Source organism: Flavobacterium collinsii (assembly GCF_946903285.1).
Taxonomy (GTDB): domain Bacteria; phylum Bacteroidota; class Bacteroidia; order Flavobacteriales; family Flavobacteriaceae; genus Flavobacterium; species Flavobacterium collinsii.
Genome location: NZ_OX336425.1, coordinates 2,361,903 through 2,386,428, shown reverse-complemented (window position 1 = coordinate 2,386,428; position 24,526 = coordinate 2,361,903). Strand labels below are relative to the sequence as shown.

Sequence of the window (24,526 nt, the reverse complement as noted above, 5' to 3'; positions counted from 1 at the left end):
AAAAATCTATGTTTCTATGTGTTTAAATATTTTTTCACGCAGATTCTGCAGATTTAAGCAGATTTTTTAATCTAATTATCTTCTGCCTTACAATCTAATAATCTTGCAATAGACTTATTCAGGGGAGTTTATTTAAACACATAGAAACATAGCCTCTCTAACGCAATAAAAAACGTTTCACTTCAAATAAAACGCAGATTACTATGCGAGAGAAATATGCCTCTATTAGACACTCTTTACTCTTTACTCTTTACTCTTTACTCTTTACTCTTTACTCTTTACTCTTTACTCTTTACTCTTTACTCTTTACTCTTTACTCTTTACTCTTTACTCTTCACTCTTCACTCTTCACTCTTCACTCTTCACTATTCACTCTTCACTCTTCACTCTTCACTCTTCACTCTTCACTCTTCACTCTTTACTCTTCACTCTTCACTCTTCACTCTTTACTCTTCACTCTTCACTCTTCACTATTCACTATTCACTCTTCACTCTTCACTCTTCACTCTTCACTCTTCACTATTCACTCTTCACTATTCACTATTCACTCTTCACTCTTCACTCTTCACTCTTCACTCTTCACTCTTCACTCTTCACTCTTCACTCTTCACTAAACCCCGTGTCTCCATGTGGTAAAATGTTTTTTCACGCAGATTGTGCAGTCTTTTTCATTAGATCCTACAGAAATTACAGGCTATTTAAACAATAAAGCATTCTCTTGTTAAAAAATCATAAACAACTTAAAAACAAGTATTTATACGTGTTCTGTAAAATTATAATTTTCCTAATATTGTATACCATTAAAAAAGTGGAGTCAGAACCCACTTACAAAAAAAACGAGGCGTATTCCGAAAAGCCTTACGAGTAGGAAAACCAACAAACAAATAAATTATGGCAACTTATCCTTATTCACAAGATGCATTATTAGTAAACAGCATCAATGCAAAAACTGTAGTTTCTATTGTATCAGGAATGCAAGTATCCGTTACTACTTTTAGTTCTCCGGCAGGAAATTTAGGCTCAATCACCCTTTCACCTGTACAGCCAACAGCTACGAATGTAGAATTTAAAGCTGGATCACAAAAACTGCAAATCGATCTTATCAGTTTTAGAGCGCAATTCGGACTTGACAGCGGACAGGTTACAGCAAGCGGACGTGCAACAGATCAGGACGGTAACAACGAAACTGCTTTTGCTAAACAAATTGCTGCTTGGTCTTAAGTAAAAAACATCAGGGTAATTTCCTGGGTAAATCATACTTATGAAGCCAAAAACTGCCCCCCTATAAAACCCAAATCACCAACAAAAACGATTGTATTACAAAGTGATCTTTACAGGCATGCACTACACTTCTTAATACAAAATTAACCCAGGAAAATTCCTCTATACTATACTAAAAATTATGGCAATTTATCCCTATTCACAAGATGCAATTTTAGTCAACAGCATCATAGCGACAACTATAGTCTCTTATGTAGAAGGAATGGAAGTATCTGTTACTACTTTCACTTCTGCCTTAGGAGCTCAGGCATCAACCAGTCCTTCTTCATCAAAACCAGCAAACGTATCAGGAGGAACTTTAGGATCAGTCACTCTTTCACCTGTACAGTCAAAAGCTGTAGACATCAAATTTATCGTTGGCTCACAAAAAATCCAGATAGATCTTATTAGTTTCAGAGCTCAGTTCGGATTGGATACCGGTCAGGTTATTTGTCGTGGAAAAGCAACAGATCTAAATGGCGAAAACGAAGCAATTTTTGCCAAACAAATTGCGGCCTGGTCCTAAAAAATAGCAGCGTAAAATCCCGCGGTTAACTCTATATGAAGTCAAAAACAGCATATACAAGTCGAATATACCCTATAAATATCCTGCTAAAAGTGATATTTATAGCTATGCTTACAACATTTCCTATAACGGCTTTTTCACAGGATACTATCCCTTTGCCCCTTGAAAAAATAACGGCTCCAATAGTCGAAAGCGGTACTACCGGAGAACGCTATTTTGGTGATTTATTAATACAGTATGCGATTGATCCGACAGGCAAAATTGTTGTCTGTACCCTATATTTAGCAACTGTTTTTGTAGGAGTACAATCTTTAACTCCGACCAGTCCGATTTATGAGTTTGACTTGAAATCAGGTGAAAGTACCACGAGTGGAAGCCTCAGTATTTATCTCAATTTCTCGCCATTAGTTTCAACCCTCAAAGCAGATCTGACGTATTCGGTTAAAGCAAACAACACCAGCTTTCCTTTTAAAGGTGATCTCGTCGGCTGGTATATTTATGAATAAAATTTAAATTTTACATATTACATTTTACATTTCAGAATGAAGATGACTTTATAAAATCCTTGTAATTAAACACTTTTGTTAAACTTTACCCAGTAGATTTTATGGCAACCTTACAATTCACAAATACTTCGTCAGGCAACAGTTCGTTGTATCTGGCTGCAAAAGATAGTAACTGGTGTGCCTATCTTCTGGCAAATGGTGTTACAGGACCGGCAAGTGGTTCAATTGGGCTGGATGAACTTTCCGCCTACAATGGTTATTTTCTATTTTCATTACATGCACCAACCCTTGACATCAATACATTTGTAACCAATGTATATACCTTTCTTGGGCCATTGCAAACGTATCAGTCGGCATCGGTAGTTTGGTTTATGAACCCTAACACAGCGTTGACCCAAATCAATACACCTCAACTCATTTTAACAGGAGGAGCCAATGGAGTTTATTCTGTTCTAAGCGGGTTTAATTACAGTTTCGGAAACAACTATGCAACCTTGTTCATCAGTTACAACAGTGTTATTCTGACACTGGATACGACCAATAATGCAATGACTATTTCCGGTCAGCAAGGAGCAACTAATTATACTTTCTCGTCTAACAATCTGGATTCTTCAGGTCAAATTCAAGGCAACATCGAAATACCACTTACAGGAGCTGGTCAAGGACATATCCGATTTATACTGGGCTTTAATGCTTCTTCAGATTTTAGTGGTTTCAATGTCAGCAATCAATACAGCTTTAAAAACAATGCCAATGAGGGGCTTCTCACAAGAGTCACCTACTCTCTTATGCAAAAGGGAAGTTTAAATGATTTCATCAGCATGCAAAGCAGTATTTATCCTTGTGATTTGTTAAACCAGGCCGGTGTCAATACCTATTTTGCCTATTTGGGGCTGACCTATAATACTTTTACGCAACAAACCCGAATTTCGGCTCTGCCGTCGTATTACCTCACTAATTTCGGCTATCCTTTAATTCTAATTCCTTATACCAATTTTGTAAACAACGGTGTTTCTTTAAATTACCCAACACAAAACAGTTCGCTACTGGTATTTAGCGAACAGACTCCAAACGATCCGAATGCCGTTTGGTATATGACGCCTGAAGGAGCATCAATACTAACCCTTGACATTTCGTATCAGAAAAATATTGATGTTAATAATCAAGTGCAATTGATGTGTGGACTGGGTTCTACAGAAACGATCAGTTTTACACCTCAGTTTATTGATCCAAATAATGTGGTTACAGGCACCGGAGACTGGCTTTATTATCAAACCAACCAAAATGCCTTTGCTCCCCAGTTTCCTATTCAGGCTACTCAAAATGTAGTAGGCAGTAATACCACACAGGAATGGCTGGCCAATAATTATATCACCGGATGGAATGGCGTTGTTCTGGCCAATCAAAATGAGACTCCGGTAGTTTATCATGCGCAACCACAGGGCTCACCCTTGTTCTCTCCTGATAAAGATTCCCAATCTCCTTTATTCAGTCATCTCACAACCGGATCGGGTGTGTTATCGGCTGCAAGTGAAACCATCTTTTTTCCTTTGGTACCTTATGGAGCAACATTGGCTACTCCGTCTAAGAATGTTGATTTTTCATTATTTGAAAAACAAATACTCAATCCGACCCGAAAAGCCATTATCGCCAATGTAATGAGTTCGCAAAAAATTCCACCAACGGTCAGCCGTTTATTAAATGCCAGAGCAAGCGTAAACGAAAATGCCAGTGGAATATCCTCCACCAGTCCACAAGGATTTTATGTTAACGTTGATCCGACTGACGGAAAATGGAATACTTTACAACTGGCCAGTAATCAGTTTTTAACTTCTGACGGTACACTTTCTAAGGTTTTTAATTTACAATTTACACCACCAAGTGCTACTCTCCAAACGGCTTTACAGTCGAATCAGTTGTTTTTGGTGATTTCTTACAATCAAAAACTGAGCGATGGTACTTATGTGCTGGATAATTTCAGCAATGAAATGGAAATTACCGAATGGCCTTTTATATTGAATGTTCCAAAAGAGCAAACGAATGGCAAATATAAAAATGTATTGATATTTAAATTCTGTACTGGCATATTAACCGATAAAGTAAAGAACATTCAGGGCTGGAACTCACCGGATATTTTTAACGATACGAGCATGAACGGATTGCCTAATCTGAGTATGTGGCTGGAACAATACATACAAAGTGGGATGGATAAATATAAGGTGCAGCACGACAATGACTATCTCAATTTTTACAACATAGCCACAAACCCCAACTGGCAAGGTATTATCTCTCTCGGAGTTGACATCAGCGTACAGGACTTTCCGAAAGAACTACAAGGATTACTGGCCGGTATTGATCTGAATAATTTTTATGCACATCATTTTGGTGTAGATATCAGTATTGTAAACAATGATAAGGGCACCGTATCCATGCAGCCTACCAGTTCAATGTTTGCTTTGATAGATTATGAAGATCCAACTTTTGAAGGTATGGGATCGGATCCTGTTGTCTATAAAAACACGGCTCCTATAAACGGTGCAGTTGATTATGATTTTGTGGTATTACAGTTAAAAATTGTATTTACCAACAGTAAAATATACAACTACAACAGTTATCTGGCTTTGACAGTCAATAAACTTTTTGGGGAAAAGGTTGATGCAACAAACCGTGCTAATTTAATCATACTTACCGGTACTTACGAAAACAGCAATGGAGTTCCATCCTATACCTTTACCAATACTTCCGATAATGTATTGAATTTAGTCAATACCAATATCATTACGGATATCGAAATAATAAAATCATCATTTGTTACCGTTGTTCCTCAAAACGACGTAACAAGCGATACCGTTAATGCTAAATTTTCTTTCTGGGGATTTATCAATTACAATGATTTGGAAGGTTTTGATTTGTTTTCCTTTGGAACGGAACCCGAAAGCATTACAAATAATTTCAGAGGGTTATCCTATTCTAATATGTATGTCGATCTGACCTTTCAGCTGGAGACTCCTACTACCAAAACTTTTGTCTTTGATATCAGTCAGATGTCATTTGATGTGGGACAGAGCACTCCAAGAAAAGACAGCTTGTATTCGCATTTTCCTCTGCAATTGTCCGGAATTACAAACGGAGATGCCACCAATAGTCCAACTTCTCAAGGTTATCTGAATGTAGCTATACCTTCGTTGCAGCAGCAGCAAAGTGTAAGCGGTCAATGGTATGCTTTGGTTTTTAACCTAAACATGGGAACATTAGGATCGCTGGCAAGTTCAGCCGGATTTACCTCAACCTTTATGATGGCCTGGTGCGTGGGAGCAAAAGGCGCTTGGGCAGGAGTAAAATTACCGGGAGTTAACCCACAAGCCCCCTCTTTTAGTTTACAGGGTGTACTGAAGTTAAATATTGGTTCGATCATGCTGCAAAAAGCAACCGGTACAGAGACTACTGCCTATTTAATGAAGATAAACAATATAGCTTTAGAGGTATTCAGTTTGTCCTTTCCTCCGGGAGGAAATATTTGTTTTATGCTATTTGGTAACCCAGCTGCCAATGCAAAACCTGAGAGTTTGGGCTGGTACGGATCATATGTAAAAAGTTAAAGATATGTTTGAAACATTAGTAGTCAAAGTTCTTAGTGTCACAGATCAACATCAGGAATTAATCTCCGGAATCAACAAGGAAAATCTTGCAGCCTTTTTTTTGGCTCAAAATGAAATCCGCTCTTTTGTAACCAATACAAATGGATTTGGCCATCAGGTTTCTACCGTAAATATCATGTTGCGCATTATAGGTTACGGCTACAATAAAAACATTACCTGTATTTATGACGACGGCCCTGCAGACTTACCTACAATAGAAAAACTTGCATTGCTTCTGCCTGAGATTGTCCTAAAAACTGCTGGCCCGCCAGATCCAATTACAATTAATGGAGCGACTATATCCTTTCAGCCTACCTCTTCGTACGCTCCTGCAGAACAAATAGAATTTGGTATTACGGGAGGCTATGACGACAAAACAAATTTATCGACAAAGTATCTTACAAATAATTTTGTGGTACTGCAACCATTTCAATGGGGAAAGGCATATTATGGCAACAGTATTTTGACTGGTGCTACGACCTTAAGTTTAGATCAATTACAAGCCATAGGGCCAAATTTTGGAAATAGGGGCTTTTACATGAGCGATCCTACATTAACTGATCAACAATGGGATTTATATATGGATAATCCAAAAGTTGCCATTAGGTCTGAACAGGCTAATTATATCTATTCACTTGCAACCAATGAGAGCCCCAAATACAAAAATATAAACCTGTGTAGTGCTTACGGAATGAGTGATGCTTATAATGGTCTCACTACATTAGCCACAACAGCACCCAATCTTCTTTTTAATTTAGCACTTTCAATGTTATACGTTCAAAAAAACGGCACTAATTCTCTCAAAACCCGGGCCGTATTACTGGTACTTGCCAATGTTAAAGATGAAAGTTATAAGGTTTTGAAAAACTACTTTTTGGGAAAAAATACGGATGGTGGCTCCTTTACCAATCCGGAATTACTAAAATTTCTTAATGATTATAACGTTTCCCGTAATGCAAAAATTATTACTTCATTAGCAGGTGATGCCCTGACAAAAGCCATTGATGCTCTGCAAGATGGACAGGTACTTGTAGCGAGCTTACCTGGTTTACCTCCTCCCGTCTTTAATCAAATGATGTATGCTTCTAATTTACCATTTGTATTTGAGGGAAAAAACACAGCCAATCTTGCCATTAACTTTGCCAATCCTTATTATTATTTGGCTACAGCCGGCTCAGGAGTTGTCTACCCGACCCTACCATTAAATGCTGATGCGCCTGACCCTGATGCTTTATCCATTCAGGCTATTGCCAATTCGATGCAGGATGGGCCACTATTATGGCCGGCAAACAATGATCCATCCTCTCCGATTAAGTTGGGAGATTTTACGATTCAAACAAAAGATCCACAAAATGAATATCCTAAGTATTTCAACAGAACTCAGGAATTTTACCATGATGAACTGAATGATAAATTATTGTTGAGCTTGTTTGTTTTTATTAATACCCATAACTAAGTGTAAAGATCAATCTATACGTAATTAATACGAGTAATCCTGTAAAAAGATGGCTAACGAAAAAAACCCAACCCTGAAAACCTTATATCAGGAGATACAAACAAACATAGAAAAGGGAAATGGAACATGTACTCTTGTCCCTGACGTATTAGATACTACAGATACTATCGGTAAGTTCTATTCAGATATAACCCTCTCGGGAACACTTACCGTTAATAATGCTACTTTATCACCTTCGACTTGGGATGATAAACTTACGGCTTTTAAACTATTAGGTGACACAACTTCTTTTGGCGTTGGTGATATGGGGATTAGTATCATTTTTGCTACCGATGATATTGGTTTATATTCAAAACTGGATGCCACTCTTTCAAATGGTACTTGGGCTATTAATGGAATCGATTGGTTTTCTATTTCCAGTCCTTTTATTGGAGTACAGGTATATGATAATAATATGCCGGTCATTGGAGCTATGGGAGGTACAATTGCCGTAAGTTCAGCAGTGAATGTAGCCTTACAAATGGTTTATCCGATTGCTAATAATATCTGGTTGTTTCAAGGAAATTTTAATGAACCGTATCCAAGTATTTCTAATTTTTATCAATTAGTTGGAGGCGTTAATCTTACTTCTGCACTACCACAACCCTTTAGTACCTTATCTACACTTGGTCTTAAAACTATAGACATTAGCTATAATTCATCCAAAACCAGAGTAGATTATATTGCAGTCAATATTAGTACACCTCCTGATTATAACTGGCAAATTTTGCCAGGTCTTGCGGTTTCAGGAATTGATATTAAATGTCTTGTTTTAGGTTTTGGTGCAACTGGCGGAATAACTACTCAGTTTACCATTACAGGTAACTTTACCATAGGCCCGCCTAAATCAAACAATGTCATGTTAACTGCACAAGTTCCTAATTTCAAAGCCAGTGTACAATTAATTGATGGCACCATACAATTAGGAGATCTACTTACCATGTTTTGGACTGGAACCACTATCGACCTTCAATCGGAAATAACTGTATTGGAAGTACAAATTGATCCAAGTGCCAAAAACTATATCCTTAATTGCACTGTAGTAACCGACTGGGTTTTCTTTACCATAACTAGTCCGAATTTAAGCTTTACCATGAAAGGGTTAGCTTTAAATATAAGCAGTCAGCAAGGTGTGACAACTGGAGAAATTAGTGGTCAGTTCCATATAGGACCGGATACACCGGACAGTGGTGTTGATCTTACTACCTTTGCTAAGTACGACGGTGATACCTGGATTTTTGGTGCCAGCACCGGAGCTGATCAGGTGATTTCATTGGGAGATATCGCAGTTACTTTTTTACAAGCCTTTGGCATGGGCTACGATACCATACCAAGTTGGGTAAAAGACAATTTACCTAGCATCAGCAATGTTAGCTTTACTGATATTTTACCCAATGACAAAGCTAAATCATCGACTTACAATGTAAAAGGTGATGTTGCCTGGCACCTGCAATACAGCTCTTTTAACTTAGACCTCAGTGCTAACGTTGATATTACCTATACTGATGGCAAAACATCAGGAACCATTACCGGTACAGCCGATGCCAAACAAATGCTCGGATTGACTTTTATAGTAGGCTATAAATTTGGCACGCCGGATACCGAAGTTTATTTAAAAATACCAGAATTTGCCAGTACGATTACGTATACCAGTAATATCAAATACGATATCATTGATATTAAATTTGATAAAATATCACTTGGAGAAATTGTCTCTACATTGGTGGGCACCTTCAGTCCGGGTTTCAGTTTATCTGCCCCCTGGAACATCTTAAACAGTATAGATCTTTCCAATTTTGAGTTTACCTACACCCGATACAAAGATTCAGCGCAGAGCAGCATTGTAGCGACCATTCCGATAAAAGTAGATTTAGGTTTCATCAATATAAAATCCCTTAAAATCACCAAAGACGATTCGGTTACCGGAAGTGGTGTTTACATCTTTATTGAAGGTACCTTCTTAGGGCTTCCTATCGGAAGTGATTCCCCTCTTCAAAAAGACGGCAAGGGAAGTGATGCTACAAAAATGCCTGCTGTACCAGGAATGGGAAGCGAGTTTTTCGATTTGAAATTACTGGCTATGGGACAGCACGTTACCATGTATGATGTTCCAAGTCTGGATTCGGTAGATGCTGCAATTACCGCATTATCAACCGCATTTACTACCACATCCGACGAAAGTTCAACTGCAATACCGGTACCAGCAGCAACAGCAACCACAAAACCGGGAACATTGGTATTCGATCAGAACAGCAACTGGCTGATAGGAACTGATTTTACAGTAGCCAAATTTTATCGTATCGCGGCAGTATTCAACGACCCTAATATGTATGGCTTACTGGTTGGAGTAAGCAAAGATGCAGGCGCTTTTAAAAATCTTCAGTTTGAAATTCTTTATAAAAAAATAAACGACTCGATCGGAATGTACCAGATCGATCTGCAATTACCGGATCAGTTCAGGCATCTTGAATTTGGAGCCGTTTCTATTACACTTCCTATCATTGGTGTAAAGGTATATACAAATGGTAATTTTTACCTCGACTTTGGGTTCCCGGCCAGCATAACCGATTTCTCACGTTCCTTCTCAGTACAGGTATTTCCGTTTGTGGGATTCGGAGGATTCTATTTCGGTTACCTTAGCGGGGCAACCTCTACTAGCGTACCAGCCACTAAATGTGGTGTGTTCAATCCCGTTATCGAATTTGGTTTAGGGCTTTCATTGGGAGTTGGTAAAACCGTCGATCAGGGGATCTTAAAAGCCGGGCTTTCACTTACGGCTGTTGGTATCTTTCAGGGGGTATTGGGCTTTTTTACGGCCAACACTTCTTTACAGACAAATGACGATACTTATTTTAAAATTCAGGGAACCTTTGGGTTAACAGGTCATATCTATGGGGAGATTAATTTTGCTATTATCTCTGCGAGACTTGATATTATGGCCTACGCCTATATCACCTTGATTATCGAAAGCTACAAAAAGATACCAATCACTTTTGAAGCCGGAGTTTCGGTTAAACTTACCGTTAAAATTAATCTCGGATTATTCTCTATCAAAGTATCGCTGCACTTTAGCGCTACCATCAGTGCTTCATTTGTCATTGGAAGTGACACATCAGCCTCTGCACCATGGAATATTTGTCCGATAAAAGGATCAGGAGAGCGACTATCATTGGATATGGCCAGCAGAACTTTTAATGCGATGAGTCTGGATACCGCTCCGGTTTATCTAAAATGGCAACCTATTCAACCCGCGACAAAAGTGCCACTTGACTTATTGTTTTTTCCACAGCTTACAGTATCGGGAGAATCTGGATCTGCAGGGCCTCAATATGCTTCGATGCTATACATCAACACCGATCCTAACGACAACAGTCTCGCTGCCTTAACCGAAGGAGTTCTTTACTGGGCCATCAATGCACTTATAGGAAATACCAGTGAAAATACAGGTATGAACTGGCTAAAAGAGCAGGAAATCACAGCATATCAAATCAGTACACTGCTTTGCTACTTTAACACAAGACCAAATCATGTTGCACCATTCAACTATATAAATGCAACAAACAATGATATTCGAACTTTCTTCAGTACTTATTTTCAACTAAATATACGTGCTGTTGATGCAACGCAAAGCGGAAGTATGGATGCAGCAGTTTTCCCTGTAGTGCCGGAATTAATTCTGAATACCGATCTAAACGGTACTATAGGTACTCCTGTTAATTTTGCTACCCAAAACATGACGGGTACTCAAAATTACATCAGCGATATAACCGTACTGCTCGCCTCATCTGCTGTGGATTATCAATCCAACATTACAGCAGAATATTATGATTCTTCTGACTGCAGTAATGTATCAGATCCAACTTACGAGGAGCAACACAACCTGTCCTTCCCTACCTTTATGTTTACCGATTTTGTGGCACTGCTGGCCAAACAAGCACTCCAAGCTGCAGCCGATTATCTGGACAAACAGGAAACACTTTCTGCCAAAGTAAGTGATGTTGTTTCGAATGCGGTTACCGACAGCGTACAGGGAATTGGCGGTATGGCTTCCCGTTTTATGCTTCATGGCCTGAGATTACCTCAGCCACCAGACGCTTCAAAAGGAGTTACAAAACCGTTGTATGTATTAACAGGACAACAGATTGCAATACCTTCAGCCTTAAAAGCAGGTGATAAATATTCGGTGCTGTTGCAAAATCCAAATGCACCCTGGATTACTATGGTTTCAGGTACCAATAATGTCCTTACCATAACCATTGATGATAGTGAAATACAGCACATTCATGATGTAGCAACGATTACTTTGTCGCCAACACTTTCGTACGGACCAACGGCACTAATCAACTACAATGATACTCCTCAAACTTTCTCATTAGGAGCTCCTGCATTATGGCAATATCCAGGTGATTTCTATTCCGGTATAACAAATCAACCTGTGATATGGAAATTACCATCCAATTTAACAACCATTTTTGCCGAAGAAGGAAACTGGCTTTTTGATGTTAAAACTTTAACTACCACCGATACTGGTACGACCAAGGCAACAGTAAAAAATTATACCTGGGGTACAGTCGTTAATTTCGCGCTGCAAAAGATAACCGCAGTTGACGGTCAAATTACACCTTTATCAAACAACATGTACAATTTGGTAGGTGCCGATGACGCAGGAACTGTTTTTTTACAAGAATTACTAACGTATCTGAATACGCATGGCGATAGTGACGGAATCAAAACCATTCAGCAAATTCAGATATTGTATCAGCCGGATCCGACTGAAAATGGCAATGGAGGTTATATTTCAGATCTAAATGGAGGTTATAAAACGGCCATCGTTCAGGCCAATCTGTCAACAGAAACCAATCCGGCAGAAGCAATGTTCGCGAGAAGTTTTATAGCTGAAATTCCGGAGCGAGATTATAATACCCTCAATAACGCAGGTGACTTTATCAAGTTGTTATGGGAATGCAGTATTGTTCGCAGCGGCGGTTTCTATTTCTATTACAATAACAGTGAGAATAAAGGACTACCGGATACCCTTTTTGCCGGTAACGGAATCGCTAATATAGCATTGGTTGTTACTTACGATAACTTAATATTAAGCCCGTTTGTAAACAGTGTTGTTATAGGTGATACCATTGATACGACAAATACTTCCGTTTACGTTCAGTCACCGGATACTGCTCCAATAGCACAGCAATATACAACCCGCGTGGCTACTTTATTACCGGGAACAGTAGGTTACGAAGTATCGCGTAAAAACCCTGGGGATTATGTGCCTACACAACCAGTACCAACATTAGCTGAGGATCAGATCTACCTGCAAACGCAATTCAATCTTATCGGATTAACTGTGCCGGCCATACCGGCTTATATCAATCCAACACCGGCTGGCCCTGTAGATTCAATGGACGACGAAGCCATTCAAAACACCAAAAACGGAAACGCTTCGGCCAATGACGATGTTGAAGATTGGAATTACAGCGCTGTTGTTCCGTATTACAAATATGTACAACCGCAAGGAACAGATCCTAAATATCCGAATCCATATGCAGGTATAGGAACTACTGTACAAATGGTAATGAACTGGCAGGATATGTTTGGAAATGTGCCCCCAAAGGGTACAACACCTTTAAATGCTTCTATGCAGCTTTTATATGCAGATGCGATCATTGCACTAAGTCAATGGCCATCAGTATCGGTATCCTATTTGTTCAGCCCTGTTAGCGGTAAACCAAACATCGGTCTTAACTTTAATTTCAATACGGTACGTTATATAGGCGATGGAGCACAGAATAATGCTCAGATCGATATCATTACATTTATGAATATCTATTATCAGCTTAGTAATAGCGATATGGTTATTCACTATACCACAACGGTAGAAGATCAGGCTAATACACAAGGGGTGATTACTCCAACAGATCATAGTATTGTAAACAGTGATGTATTGAATCATTTTATCAATCCTATTATCGTGTATTTAAATGCGATCATAGCAGGTCAGACACCGGTTGCAGTTCAGACGTATACCATAAATTCAGCCATATCAACCACCAATATCATCACTTTGCCCGAAATTTCATTGGTATCCACAAGTCTGACGATGAAACGTGTTGCGAACTTAGATCCAAATTTTGTTAATGTTGCGGGAGTCGCTTTATCCAGCACTGTTATTCAGCCTTTATCCGAGAACGGTGTAAATGCTATGCTGGCACTTACTTATTTTGCCGAGCAATTTGAAGCTGCTTTTATCAATCAGCCTAATACCGGCATCGTACTTAAAGCTGCTACCGGAGCCAATCTTACCAAAGGCAACAGCGATACAACCGCAAATGCACCACTCTGGATGGTTCGTTTTGACAGCACCGGGGTGAATGGTCTTAAATTCGGATTTAACAATCAGCAAGTATACTACTTCGCTCCTATTCCGTTGGCAACAAGTTTACAATCGTTCTCTGCTAAGATAAATTCGTATCAACAAGGGAAACCTTACCCGGCAGACAATGGCATCACCAAAAACTACACTAGTATCGATATGGACAGCTGGGGCTTACAGTTTTTACAGGCTGTAGACAAATTCCTTAGCCCTTCATATTCCGTTCCTGCCTTTTTATTGACCGCAAATGATGTTTTTGCCGGAGATCCTGATTATTTACAGTTGATACTCGACGCCAAACAAAAGCTGGCTGAAGCTATTGAAGGAACGATCGATTTTATCATTGAGCCAAGTGCTGGGAAAGAACCTTCAAATATTGGTAACGCACAGGAAAAATGGAAACAACAGATCCTTATACAACTGGCAAATGCTTATCGCTATATCGCCTCTGCACAAACTACTGCCAGCATAAGTTCGGCTTATAAAGGTGCGGAATATGCCAATTCCAACAATGTACCACCACAGCAACCTTATGTTCCTTCGCTTTACGGAAAAATGTTAGGTCTTGATCCTACTGCCGCCGGCTCTGATACCATTCTGAAATCGACTGAATATTCATTGTCCACCGCAAAAGTTCCAACTGCCAACGGTAATTCCTGGTTGACCTACATGTTTGAAGCCAAAGATGCAGCCGAAAGCCGTAGTTTTTCTTTTAGTGAAATGGAATACAACGTGAGTCACCTGGAATTTGACATTACCCAAATACCAGATTTAGCAGATTACCTTGCTTCTTCGTGGCTGACTTTTATCGTTCCGCTTGACGGTCAAATAGATCATAAAGACAGTCCGCTTGCCAATATGAGCGATGTTGGAGAAACTGCAATACCCGTTCCGTTGCGTGCTTACCCAACACCTCCTTCAATATCGGCACAGAATTTTGATTACCCGGTAAACGAATTTACTCAGCTACAGCCAATCACGATAGCAGAAGCACGTCAATGGGAGTATTATTATACCTATCAAAACCCTTCGGCTGCGCAGGATACTATTGTAACAGAAATTCAGTTTAATGTTACCGATCAAAATCAGAGTTTTTATGCCAGTGCAAATACACCAAATTTAGGGCTGTATCAGGCATTTGCTCAATTCATTGATTCTTATCCCTTAATTAATGCCGATTTCGATAATTGCCTTGCCCTTCTTACTCCGGCAACTTTAAAAGCCGATTCAACTTTGGCTATTAATGCCCGCTATGCGATGTTGGCTTTTATCGATATCGTAAATCAGGTCGCCGATCAATGGTCCGTTACCAATCAGGTCAACCCTAGAAAAACGACGTTAGGAGCAAGAGCATTCTCGACCGCTCCTGCGCCACCATTTACATTGTCTTACACGATTACCGAAAGCCCTCAGGAAGAAACGGAGTACTTAATTGTCACTATTGATTCTACGAACCAACAATCTGCCAATGTTACGATCGACGTATCAATTACAGGCTATACAAGCGAACCGATTGAAGGTAAAACAAATGAATATTTGTATTACACTACTGACAATGAAGGAAATAAAATATATCTGTTATATGAAGACCGAAATAATGATCCTTCAAGAACCGTTCAGCTTAATGATCTCGATATCCTTACAGCGCAGAATGCCTGGAGTAGTGTAGCTGTAATAAGAAACGAAGAACTGTTGCAAAACGAGGATGGTACATGGCAAACTACCAATAAGTCGTTTATCTATCAAACGCCACAGGTAATGTTCTATAACAAACTTATTCCATTATTGAATGCGAATAATGCTATAGACATTAACACCATTGCAACACCTACTTATCCAGTACAGCCAACCCGTACACTCAATGTACAGCTATTGGCCTTGTTTGACGCTTTAACCGAAAACATAGATCCTGCGATTACTGGGTTTACGATAAAAATGCAATGTGATTATAGCTATGTCATTCCGGGAACCACTTTCCCTGTAGACATACCTGTATTGCTCGTTACTCCTACTGAATTGACAGTCGCAGACCACGGAAAAAGTATGGCCGATTTGATATCCGGAGGAATAAACAGCTGGATAGAAAGCAATAGTCCGCAAACTAATGCCGGAGCCTATACCTTCATGCTGACTGCTTATTCTGTAACCGATAGTTATGTACCGATATTGCAAATCCCATTAACATTATCACTAACAGCGATCACAATCATTTAATTAATTCAGTACCTCATAAAAAAGCAGGATGCTCGAAACATCCTGCTTTATAATTTCAAAATCAATTTGTATCTATCTTTTGTAATAAGCCACGATACTGGCTTTAGCCAATGTCTGATTCCATAGATTAAACCCCACGATGGCCGGGTTTGTATTCTCATCAAGCCCCAGTTTGTCGGTTTTAAGAGCATAAACAGTGATGATGTACTGATGAAATCCATGCCCCTCAGGCGGGCAAGGCCCTCCAAATCCTTTAATTCCGTAATCGGTGATGCTTTGTGTTGCACCTTTTATTGCAAATTTATCTTTGTTACCTGCATTAGTTACCAGTTCATTTATATCTGATGGGATATCAAATACAATCCAGTGCCAAAAACCACTTCCGGTGGGTGCATCAGGATCATACATCGTCACAGCAAAACTTTTTGTTCCCGCCGGTGCATTTTTCCAGGACAATTCAGGCGATTGATTCTCTCCGGTACAGCCAAATCCCTTAAACTCCTGTGTTTTAGTCGCCTCTCCTCCGAGGTCTTTACTGCTGAGCGTAAAAGTCTTTTGTCCGAAAATTGTGGTTGTGAAAATTAAAGATATTATCAAAATTAAATTTACTTTTTTCATTTTTCTGTGGTTTAAAATTTTAAACAAATTTAGCCCTGAGGATGAAAAATAAATTGAGGTAAAGGCTCAAAAACTATAGCCAAAAGCTCATTTTAGTTGCCCTTGTTTTGGGGTCACTCCATACTTTGATTTATAAGCCTGAGTAAAACTGGATAAACTTTCGTAACCTACCTCAAAATAAACCTCTGAAGGACTTTTTTGCTCCTGATGAAGCAAATAATTGGCAAATTCAAGTCTTTTATTTTGAAACCATTTAATCGGTGATTCCAAATAATGCTTTTCAAATTCTCTTTTAAATGTCGAAACACTCATATTACACAAAAAAGCCAATTCTCTTAACGACAATTTACTCAAATGACTACTTTCAATAATCTGAATGAATTTTTGTGAAGAATCACTACGGTTAGCAACTAGAGAATATAGAAATTCTGTACCATGAATCTCCGTCAGATAAAGCATTAACTCTTCAAACTTCACTTCCAGTAGTTTACTTTTAATTGCTATCGATAATTTCGAAATATCCACCAGACTATATACAAATCGTTTAAGGAATACATCATATTCAAAAGCATAAACAGAATTAGATTCTTTTACTTCCAGTTTACTCCATTCCATTTTTCTGATAAATCGCAATACCATTTCATTTGAAAAAAATAAAACAATACTTCTGTAATTAGAAACAGCAGAAAGTTTTTCAGTCATTAAGCAATGTCCTGATTTCATCATAAGAAACTTTGAAGCGTCTATTGCTACAGCCGAATTTCCAAAAACGACTTCTTTTGTTCCTTCCATTAAAAAACTAAATGCATGCTGACTCAGAATGATTTGCTGCTTCGAAACCTTTTTAGAGCTATTGTAGTCATAAACCTCAATTAGATTTGATCCTTCAAAATTTAACTCATCAGGAAGTGTAAGTATATTCATATTGACAAAAGAAGAAACGGATTTTTATCCCAAATTATTTACTGCTATATAATATCCAAATCGGAAATGTGCTTTTTTAAGCACTACTTTAAAGCAATGTGTAAATATAAACTATTTTACCTCGGGAAAATCTCTCCAAATTAGCTCTTTAAAATCCAAATCAAATAAGAAGACATCTCAGTAAAATTACACAAAAGCAATAATTAACTCATAATAAACCTATTAAGTCATATCAAAAAATATATTCGTATTTTTAAATTTCTAACCCACTAAAACCAAAACTATGCGTTATAGTATTGCCCTTCTTAGTCTTTTAATGTTGTTGTCTTGTAAAAATGAGCCAAAAACCAATATATTATCCAATTACTTTACCTACAATCAGGACTCCAATGTTGAATCTGCAGGAGTGAAAATGATTCCGATAAAAACGCCGATAGGAGAATTTAAAGTTTGGACAAAACGTTTTGGAAACAATCCGAAAATAAAAATACTATTACTGCATGGGGGCCCTGCTATGACTCACGAATATATGGAATGTTTCGAAACCTTTTTTCAACGTGAAGGCTACGAATTTTACGAATACGATCAATTGGGCTCCTACTATAGTGATCAACCAAAAGATAGCAGTTTATGGACTACCGAACGTTTTGTAGAAGAAGTAGAACAAGTTCGTAAAGCTATCGGGGCGGACAATAGTAATTTTTATGTCCTGGGAAATTCATGGGGCGGAATTTTAGCAATGGAATATGCCTTGAAATACCAACAAAACATGAAGGGCTTACTTGTTTCAAACATGATGGCCAGTGCACCCGATTACGGGAAATATGCTGATGAAGTGCTTTCAAAACAAATGAAACCAGAAATCTTAACAGAAATTAGAGCACTTGAAGCCAAAAAAGATTTTAGCAATCCCAGATATATGGAATTACTTCTTCCAAATTTTTATCAAAAACATTTATGTAGACTAAAAGAATGGCCAGACGGGTTAAATCGTGCCAGCAAACACATTAATAATGATATATATTCATTGATGCAAGGACCAAGTGAATTTGGTATTAGTGGCCGTTTAGCCCATTGGGATATTAAAAATCGCTTGCATGAAATTGCAGTTCCGACCTTAATGATTGGCGCAAAATACGACACTATGGATCCAAAAGCAATGGAAGAACAAAGCAAATTAGTCAAAAAAGGACGATACTTATATTGCCCAAACGGAAGTCATCTTGCCATGTGGGATGATCAGCAAATATTCATGAAAGGAGTCATACAATTCATTAATGATGTTACTACCAATACATTCTAATATTGTAGTAGTAAAAGAAAAAAAACTAAAGATTATCATCAAAAACGATTCACTTTGAATCGGAATATCCGCATCTATACAAATTCAATTTTATTAATAGTTCGCTTTTACAAATTCGCCGTTTTTAGGTGCTCATCCATTTAATAAACAATTATTTTTTTCATCATATTAAGTTTTTTTTCTAATCAATAAAATAAAAACAGGTAATTATACTGTACTCTTTTACGTATTAAATAATTAAGTTTACTTTTTAAATATTTAGATTACAAAACGCAAAACCTTAAATAACTGATATTTAAAATAAAATAAAGTTATTTTAAAGTTAAAGGATAATTAAAATTATTACCAGGAACAAAAGCATTTATAATAATTAATTGTAAGAAAGTTATCATTCCCAATATATTCTGTTGCTATTCTTTTAAAAATTTTAAAATATTAACTATGAATAAATTAGATCGTAAAATTCCGGCTTTTAGTGGTTTTAGTATTGAAATAGATGAAAGATATTTCATGGCACAAAACAAAAAATTATTTAGATTAGGTATAAAACTTAATACTCCAAATATTTGCAATTGGTCCTGTCCCTATTGTTATGTTGGCGATGAAAAATCAAAATTGCGTCCGCAAAAACTTGACGATCAAGGTAATGTTACTCATGACTTAAGTAAAGATCCCTTTTGGTTCGAGAGAATGAAAGGCTGGATTTTACAAGGAATTGAACTTGGAGCTAAAGCCGTTACGTTAAATGGTACTTTTGAACCGACTACTTCAAAAGATCTTTATAATGTCATTGATTTTTGTCGAAGTGAAAATCTTGCTACAACATTGGTAACAAATGGATTGTTATTAAAAGATGATGATATAGAAAGACTTTACAAGTCTGGCGTTAATGTGTTAACAAAACTAAATGTACCGATAGCAGATAGTACAGACCCAAATTATGATAGGTTTTGTGATATCCAGAAAGAACTAAGCGGATTAAAAAGCGAAAAAACAAAAATCTACGAAAATCAAAAAGAATTAATTCAGAAATTCATTGACATAGGATTTAATGAAAAACAAACAGATGGAAGCACGAGATTTGGAGTAGAATCAGTTATTACAAACCTTAACTTGGAGTTTATGCCTAAACTGATACGACAATTAAGAAACCTGAATATTTACGCGCATATAGAAGTAACAAAACTTCAGGGGTTTGCAAAAGCAAATCCAAATCTCACGATATCTAAAGAAAAACTTCAGTGGTTGTTTGAAACTGTGAGAGATGAGGACTATGCGGATGGATTCAATTATTATGATATAAAACCTCCCTATATAGGAGGAACATGTTATGAAAATCTTCACAGACTTGATATACATGCCGATGGAAATGTAAAACCTTGTCCAGGAATAGAAACAAATATTGGTAATTTAAATAAAATTTCATTGGCTGAAGTTCTCAATTCTCAATCACTTGATATTATCCGAAATCTGGAAAAATACATTGAAGGAGACTGTAAAGAATGTGATCTGTTCAAGTCAAGAGAGTGTTATGGCGGTTGTCGGGGAACGGTTTATCAAACATTAAAATCAAATGGATTTTCGGAATACGAAAGCTGGGTAGGATCAGATCCGTCATGCTGGCGTGTTGAAAACTTACTCGATAAAAAAATAGCCAAAACAACTTTGTTTAATAAAACAGCCGCAACAGTTCAATAAAATATACTTTTAGAATATGAAGCAAATACTTGGAGTATTCTATTGGCATAATCCGACAAGATTTGGTAATCTGGAATTGGTTAATGACTTAAGAAATCAATTCCAGATTCTATTAATCACCAATATGGATCTTTCGTATTTAAAAGGATTTTGTGACCATTATATAGTTGCTGATTATCATTCCCCTGAAAGTGTAATCCATCAGGTAATTGAATATAATAAACATTCAAAAATACAGGGCATGATTACTTTGTCGGAAGGAGCAGTAAGTCTTTTGGCAGATTGTACTCAAAAACTAAATCTGCCGGGTAACTTTCCCTATTGTGCAAGAATTGCCCGGAATAAATATATGATGAGGGAAAAAGTTAAGGAATTGGGCTTATCGCAACCCAAGTTTTATAAAGCCTCCTCCATAAAAGAAGCCTCTACAATTTATCAGGAAGAATTTAATGGTGGATCTCTATTTTTGAAACCACCCTGTCTCGGAGGAAGCTCATTTTGTTTGCGTATAGATTCCCTAGATCAATTAAAACGGGAATGGGATTATATTTTTGATGAAAGCTTATTAAGAACAAAAGGTGATCCTTTGTTTGAAGAACAATTTAAAAATGGCGAATATTTTCTCCTGATGGAAGAACTTCTGAGCGGAACAAATTTTCTTCACGATCAATTATTGGGTGTAGAATTTCCATGTTTTGAATTGAGTGTTGAAGGTTTTATTCAAGGAAATAAAACTTTTGTCTACTCAATTACAGATAAACTTCTCAGAAATAACTCAAAATACGGCGAAGAATTTTTATGGCGCATGCATTCAAGAGTACCGGTACTATTTAAGGAAAAATTAATACATTATGTCAACATAATAAACAATGGGATTGGTGCCCGAACGGGCTGTTCTCATACCGAATTTAGGATCGAATCCGGAGACCACCATAATTTTGATGTCATATATGAAAATCAATATTATAAGATAAGGTTAATAGAAACGGCACTACGTCCAGGTGGCGCTTATATGCAAACGGCTTTAAAACATGCGACAGGTTTTAATTCTATTCGGGCAATGGCACTTCAGGCTTGTGGCCTGGAGAACGATGAACGCATTAAATTTAGAAAACCCGGAATCATGATTAATTTATGGGCGCAAAAAGAAGGTATTGTCAAGAAATTAGTTGGACTTGATAAAATAATCAGTCTGAAAGAAAAATTGGCTTTCTTTCATATTTTCGATGCAATTGGTGATTATACCTATCTGCCTCCTGTAGCCAGTCGCGGAATGGGTGACGTTTTTATTATCGATCATGATATTAACCTAGATGAAATTTCTGATTGGGAAATTCGGCTTCATAGTGACAGCCCTTATGAGCAGATTGAGAAGTTGTTTTTTGAAGTAATAAATAATTTTGAAGCACACACAGAATAAAAATATAATTAACCTAAATTTTATCTGATGAATAACAATCATACAATGGATAATGTATTGCTAATTGACCGATGCTTAAATCTACATAAAAAGTTATATCCTTTGATTGGTAAAATGTATCTGATTACAGATCAAAATGACGACAAACCCATTACGTACAAAGACTTTGGATATGAACAGATTATCGAGGTAAATACACTCACTAACAATGATATTATAGATTTGGCTATTTCAATAGTTAAAATGAAAAACATCAAACACATTCTTTCGTTTGATGATAAGTATCAGGAAATTGCTGGTAAAATTGCCCGAATGCATGGGTTTTGGTTTCCTTATGATCACGGAGTTTGTGACTCCGTTAGAAACAAGGCTGTCACCCGAAATATTTTAAGCAGTAAGGGACTCGATAATTTACCATACAAAATTATTAATGACGAAACAGAAATTGATAAATTTATCGAAGATTACGGTTATCCTTTGGTTATGAAACCGTTATCATCACAAGGAAGTTTGGCCGTTAACATTATACACGATAGCCGCGAATTAAAAAAAGCAATTCAATTGTTTGAAAAAAACGCAAAAAATCAAATAATGTTATTAGAAAAATACATTATCGGTAAGGAGTATAGCTTTGAATGCTTCTCAGAGAATGGTAACCACGAATTAATTTGTGTTGTTGAAAAATTTAAATCTGAGGTTTATTGTGTTGGAATGGGGCATAGGATTCCTGCTGACTTAAACTCTTCTGATTTATTTAGGATGAAGAAATATGTTTTCTCATGTCTAAGTGGCTTGGGAATAACCAATGGACCCACACATACGGAATTAATATTCTCGCCCTCCGGTCCTGTAATCGTTGAAACACATACACGGGCATGTGGAGCGCATGTACCTTATCTGATTGAAAAACTATACAACATTGATATTCAAACGTTATGGATTCATCAATTTTTAGGAAGTACAATCATTGATGAAATTAAAAAATCCAAGCATTCCGAAAAAACCGGAGTAGTCTGGTTCAAACATTCAAACAAAGCGGGAGTACTTGATCATATAAAAGGTATTTCCGAGACCTATAATACTTTTGGCGTATTAAAAGCCGAAGCAATTCAAGCAAAATTTAAAACCCTCGAGAATTTTACAAAAAGGTCTGAAGACAGACTAGCGTATGTCATTGTTGTTGAAGATGATCATGACGAAGCGTTGAATAAAGCCCAAACAGCAATTAATAGTCTGGATGTAGTATATATTTAGTTATTATTTTTTTCAATGAAGTCTCATTTTGGCAACTATAAATCAATTTTGTTTTTTTTGATCATGATGGAAAAAACATCTGCGCCCTATTATAACCCTATTTCGTTTTTTAGAATCATATAAAGCTCAATGTGCACTATCATATTTCAAGCATGGAAAAACATAATATGATCTTAAAAAACCTCAGGTATCGCAAAAGGATAGGATCAATACGAAAACCTGTGGATTTATAAAATTGGACATAAGTATTAGTCAGTCTAAAAAGAATCAGGTTCAAAAGTTGTGGAGTGATAAAAATAATATTCTCTTTACCGTAAATCACTTTAGGAATGAAAGTGGCAGCCTTTTGCAATCTTTTAAAGATTTACATTTTCCTAAAATTTCTTAATTCCAAAATAATAATTTACAGCTTACCCCATAGAGACCGCTATTTGGAATCTGTTGCTCTGAAAGAGCCTTAGCAGTAACATGGCACGAAGTGCCATGAATAATGGTGAGCATTTCTTTAAGCCCTGTAAGGGCGAAAGCATAACCCAAAAAGCACATATCTTATTTTATGTCATTTCCGAAAGTAAGCAACTTTTAATCAACATCTTATACTTTATTAATAACTACTTATGCCTCTTCAGTACAATATGATTCATTATCTTAATTTATAGTGCGTTGCACTATTTTTATGCTTTTACGCTTTCAAGTCTTTTTAAACATTTAAAATATTTATACCGAAAGAGAACACTAATTATAAAATCAGCTGTAATAAAATGATCTCTTAAATGAAGAGCTGAAATCGTTAGTAAAAGAAATAACTTCTATCAACAACCCCACAACATTTTATATTGATCCAGAAAATGCTGTTCAAAATGATATAAATCTTTCTCTTTATCTTGAGGCATCTGCCCTTTCAGGGCGAAATGATATTATTGCTATTTATTTCATAGCGCTTCGCACTATGCTTTCTGCTTTTCGGGCTTTCAGCCCTTATTAATATTTAAGAGTATTATGCGAAATATCGTCCTGAAAGAAAAAATCCGTTCTAATCCGCGTTTTCGCATAGCGAATCAGTACAATCCGCGATCTGTTTTTTAACCGCAAAGTTCGCAAAGCATTACACAAAGCACGCAAGAATTTAAAAAGCGCTATAAAACAAAAAACCCTATCCGATTTGGATAGGGTTTTAAAAAGAAAGGCGACGACATACTCTCCCACATAACTGCAGTACCATCTGCGCAGGCGGGCTTAACTACTCTGTTCGGGATGGGAAGAGGTGAGCCCCGCCGCAATAACCACCTTAAGG

12 protein-coding genes and 1 rRNA gene are annotated in these 24,526 nt (G+C 37.2%); 10 read left to right on the top strand and 3 right to left on the bottom strand.

Features of this window, described 5'->3' with window-relative positions; all coding sequences use genetic code 11:
* Positions 1-891 precede the first annotated feature (891 nt).
* The 6 genes from OGZ34_RS10285 (at position 892) to OGZ34_RS10260 (ending at position 16,015) form a co-directional block, all read left to right on the top strand.
* Positions 892-1,221, top strand: a complete 330-nt coding sequence (locus OGZ34_RS10285; protein ID WP_173964614.1) for a hypothetical protein — start codon at positions 892-894, stop codon at positions 1,219-1,221.
* A gap of 181 nt (positions 1,222-1,402) precedes the next feature.
* A complete protein-coding gene (locus OGZ34_RS10280) occupies positions 1,403-1,786 on the top strand; it encodes a hypothetical protein (RefSeq protein ID WP_173964615.1) in 384 nt (127 codons plus the stop codon).
* Positions 1,787-1,893: 107 nt separating this feature from the next.
* Positions 1,894-2,292 carry a hypothetical protein gene (locus OGZ34_RS10275; RefSeq protein WP_173964616.1) on the top strand — a complete coding sequence of 133 codons (399 nt, stop codon included), beginning with the start codon at positions 1,894-1,896 and terminating at the stop codon, positions 2,290-2,292.
* A gap of 101 nt (positions 2,293-2,393) precedes the next feature.
* Entirely contained in the window at positions 2,394-5,891 is a 3,498-nt protein-coding gene (locus OGZ34_RS10270; RefSeq protein ID WP_263362950.1) for a hypothetical protein, read from the top strand.
* Positions 5,892-5,895: 4 nt separating this feature from the next.
* Positions 5,896-7,386, top strand: coding sequence for a hypothetical protein (locus tag OGZ34_RS10265; RefSeq protein ID WP_263362949.1), 1,491 nt, complete (start codon positions 5,896-5,898; stop codon positions 7,384-7,386).
* A 49-nt stretch (positions 7,387-7,435) separates the two neighbouring features.
* A complete protein-coding gene (locus tag OGZ34_RS10260; RefSeq protein ID WP_263362948.1) occupies positions 7,436-16,015 on the top strand; it encodes a hypothetical protein in 8,580 nt (2,859 codons plus the stop codon).
* A gap of 72 nt (positions 16,016-16,087) precedes the next feature.
* On the opposite strand, the gene OGZ34_RS10255 is transcribed toward OGZ34_RS10260, so the two are convergent.
* Together OGZ34_RS10255 and OGZ34_RS10250 are read right to left on the bottom strand one after the other, a co-directional pair.
* Positions 16,088-16,633, bottom strand: a complete 546-nt coding sequence (locus OGZ34_RS10255; protein WP_173964620.1) for a YbhB/YbcL family Raf kinase inhibitor-like protein — start codon at positions 16,631-16,633, stop codon at positions 16,088-16,090.
* 87 nt (positions 16,634-16,720) lie between these two features.
* On the bottom strand, positions 16,721-17,557 hold the full coding sequence (locus OGZ34_RS10250) for a helix-turn-helix domain-containing protein (protein WP_263362947.1): 837 nt from the start codon (positions 17,555-17,557) through the stop codon (positions 16,721-16,723).
* 283 nt (positions 17,558-17,840) lie between these two features.
* Here OGZ34_RS10250 and OGZ34_RS10245 point away from each other — a divergent pair, with 283 nt between their 5' ends.
* The 4 genes from OGZ34_RS10245 to OGZ34_RS10230 all read left to right on the top strand — a co-directional run bounded on the left by OGZ34_RS10245 (position 17,841) and on the right by OGZ34_RS10230 (position 23,232).
* Positions 17,841-18,860, top strand: a complete 1,020-nt coding sequence (locus OGZ34_RS10245) for a proline iminopeptidase-family hydrolase (protein WP_263362946.1) — start codon at positions 17,841-17,843, stop codon at positions 18,858-18,860.
* A gap of 441 nt (positions 18,861-19,301) precedes the next feature.
* Positions 19,302-20,558, top strand: a complete 1,257-nt coding sequence (locus OGZ34_RS10240; RefSeq protein WP_173964623.1) for a radical SAM/SPASM domain-containing protein — start codon at positions 19,302-19,304, stop codon at positions 20,556-20,558.
* Positions 20,559-20,574: 16 nt separating this feature from the next.
* Positions 20,575-21,978, top strand: coding sequence for an ATP-grasp domain-containing protein (locus tag OGZ34_RS10235; RefSeq protein ID WP_263362945.1), 1,404 nt, complete (start codon positions 20,575-20,577; stop codon positions 21,976-21,978).
* Between the two features lie 27 nt (positions 21,979-22,005).
* A complete protein-coding gene (locus tag OGZ34_RS10230) occupies positions 22,006-23,232 on the top strand; it encodes an ATP-grasp domain-containing protein (RefSeq protein WP_263362944.1) in 1,227 nt (408 codons plus the stop codon).
* Positions 23,233-24,413: 1,181 nt separating this feature from the next.
* Here OGZ34_RS10230 and rrf read toward each other — a convergent pair.
* A 5S ribosomal RNA gene (gene rrf, locus OGZ34_RS10225) occupies positions 24,414-24,523 on the bottom strand.
* Positions 24,524-24,526 lie beyond the last annotated feature (3 nt).

What these genes read in the sequence shown, in the direction of transcription:
- OGZ34_RS10265 (WP_263362949.1), top strand. Translation starts at nt 5,896, where the DNA reads ATGTTTGAAACATTAGTAGTCAAAGTTCTTAGTGTCACAGATCAACAT.
- OGZ34_RS10235 (WP_263362945.1), top strand. Translation starts at nt 20,575, where the DNA reads ATGAAGCAAATACTTGGAGTATTCTATTGGCATAATCCGACAAGATTT.
- OGZ34_RS10250 (WP_263362947.1), bottom strand. Translation starts at nt 17,557, where the DNA reads ATGAATATACTTACACTTCCTGATGAGTTAAATTTTGAAGGATCAAAT.
- OGZ34_RS10280 (WP_173964615.1), top strand. Translation starts at nt 1,403, where the DNA reads ATGGCAATTTATCCCTATTCACAAGATGCAATTTTAGTCAACAGCATC.
- OGZ34_RS10245 (WP_263362946.1), top strand. Translation starts at nt 17,841, where the DNA reads ATGCGTTATAGTATTGCCCTTCTTAGTCTTTTAATGTTGTTGTCTTGT.
- OGZ34_RS10240 (WP_173964623.1), top strand. Translation starts at nt 19,302, where the DNA reads ATGAATAAATTAGATCGTAAAATTCCGGCTTTTAGTGGTTTTAGTATT.
- OGZ34_RS10270 (WP_263362950.1), top strand. Translation starts at nt 2,394, where the DNA reads ATGGCAACCTTACAATTCACAAATACTTCGTCAGGCAACAGTTCGTTG.
- OGZ34_RS10275 (WP_173964616.1), top strand. Translation starts at nt 1,894, where the DNA reads ATGCTTACAACATTTCCTATAACGGCTTTTTCACAGGATACTATCCCT.
- OGZ34_RS10260 (WP_263362948.1), top strand. Translation starts at nt 7,436, where the DNA reads ATGGCTAACGAAAAAAACCCAACCCTGAAAACCTTATATCAGGAGATA.
- OGZ34_RS10255 (WP_173964620.1), bottom strand. Translation starts at nt 16,633, where the DNA reads ATGAAAAAAGTAAATTTAATTTTGATAATATCTTTAATTTTCACAACC.
- OGZ34_RS10285 (WP_173964614.1), top strand. Translation starts at nt 892, where the DNA reads ATGGCAACTTATCCTTATTCACAAGATGCATTATTAGTAAACAGCATC.
- OGZ34_RS10230 (WP_263362944.1), top strand. Translation starts at nt 22,006, where the DNA reads ATGAATAACAATCATACAATGGATAATGTATTGCTAATTGACCGATGC.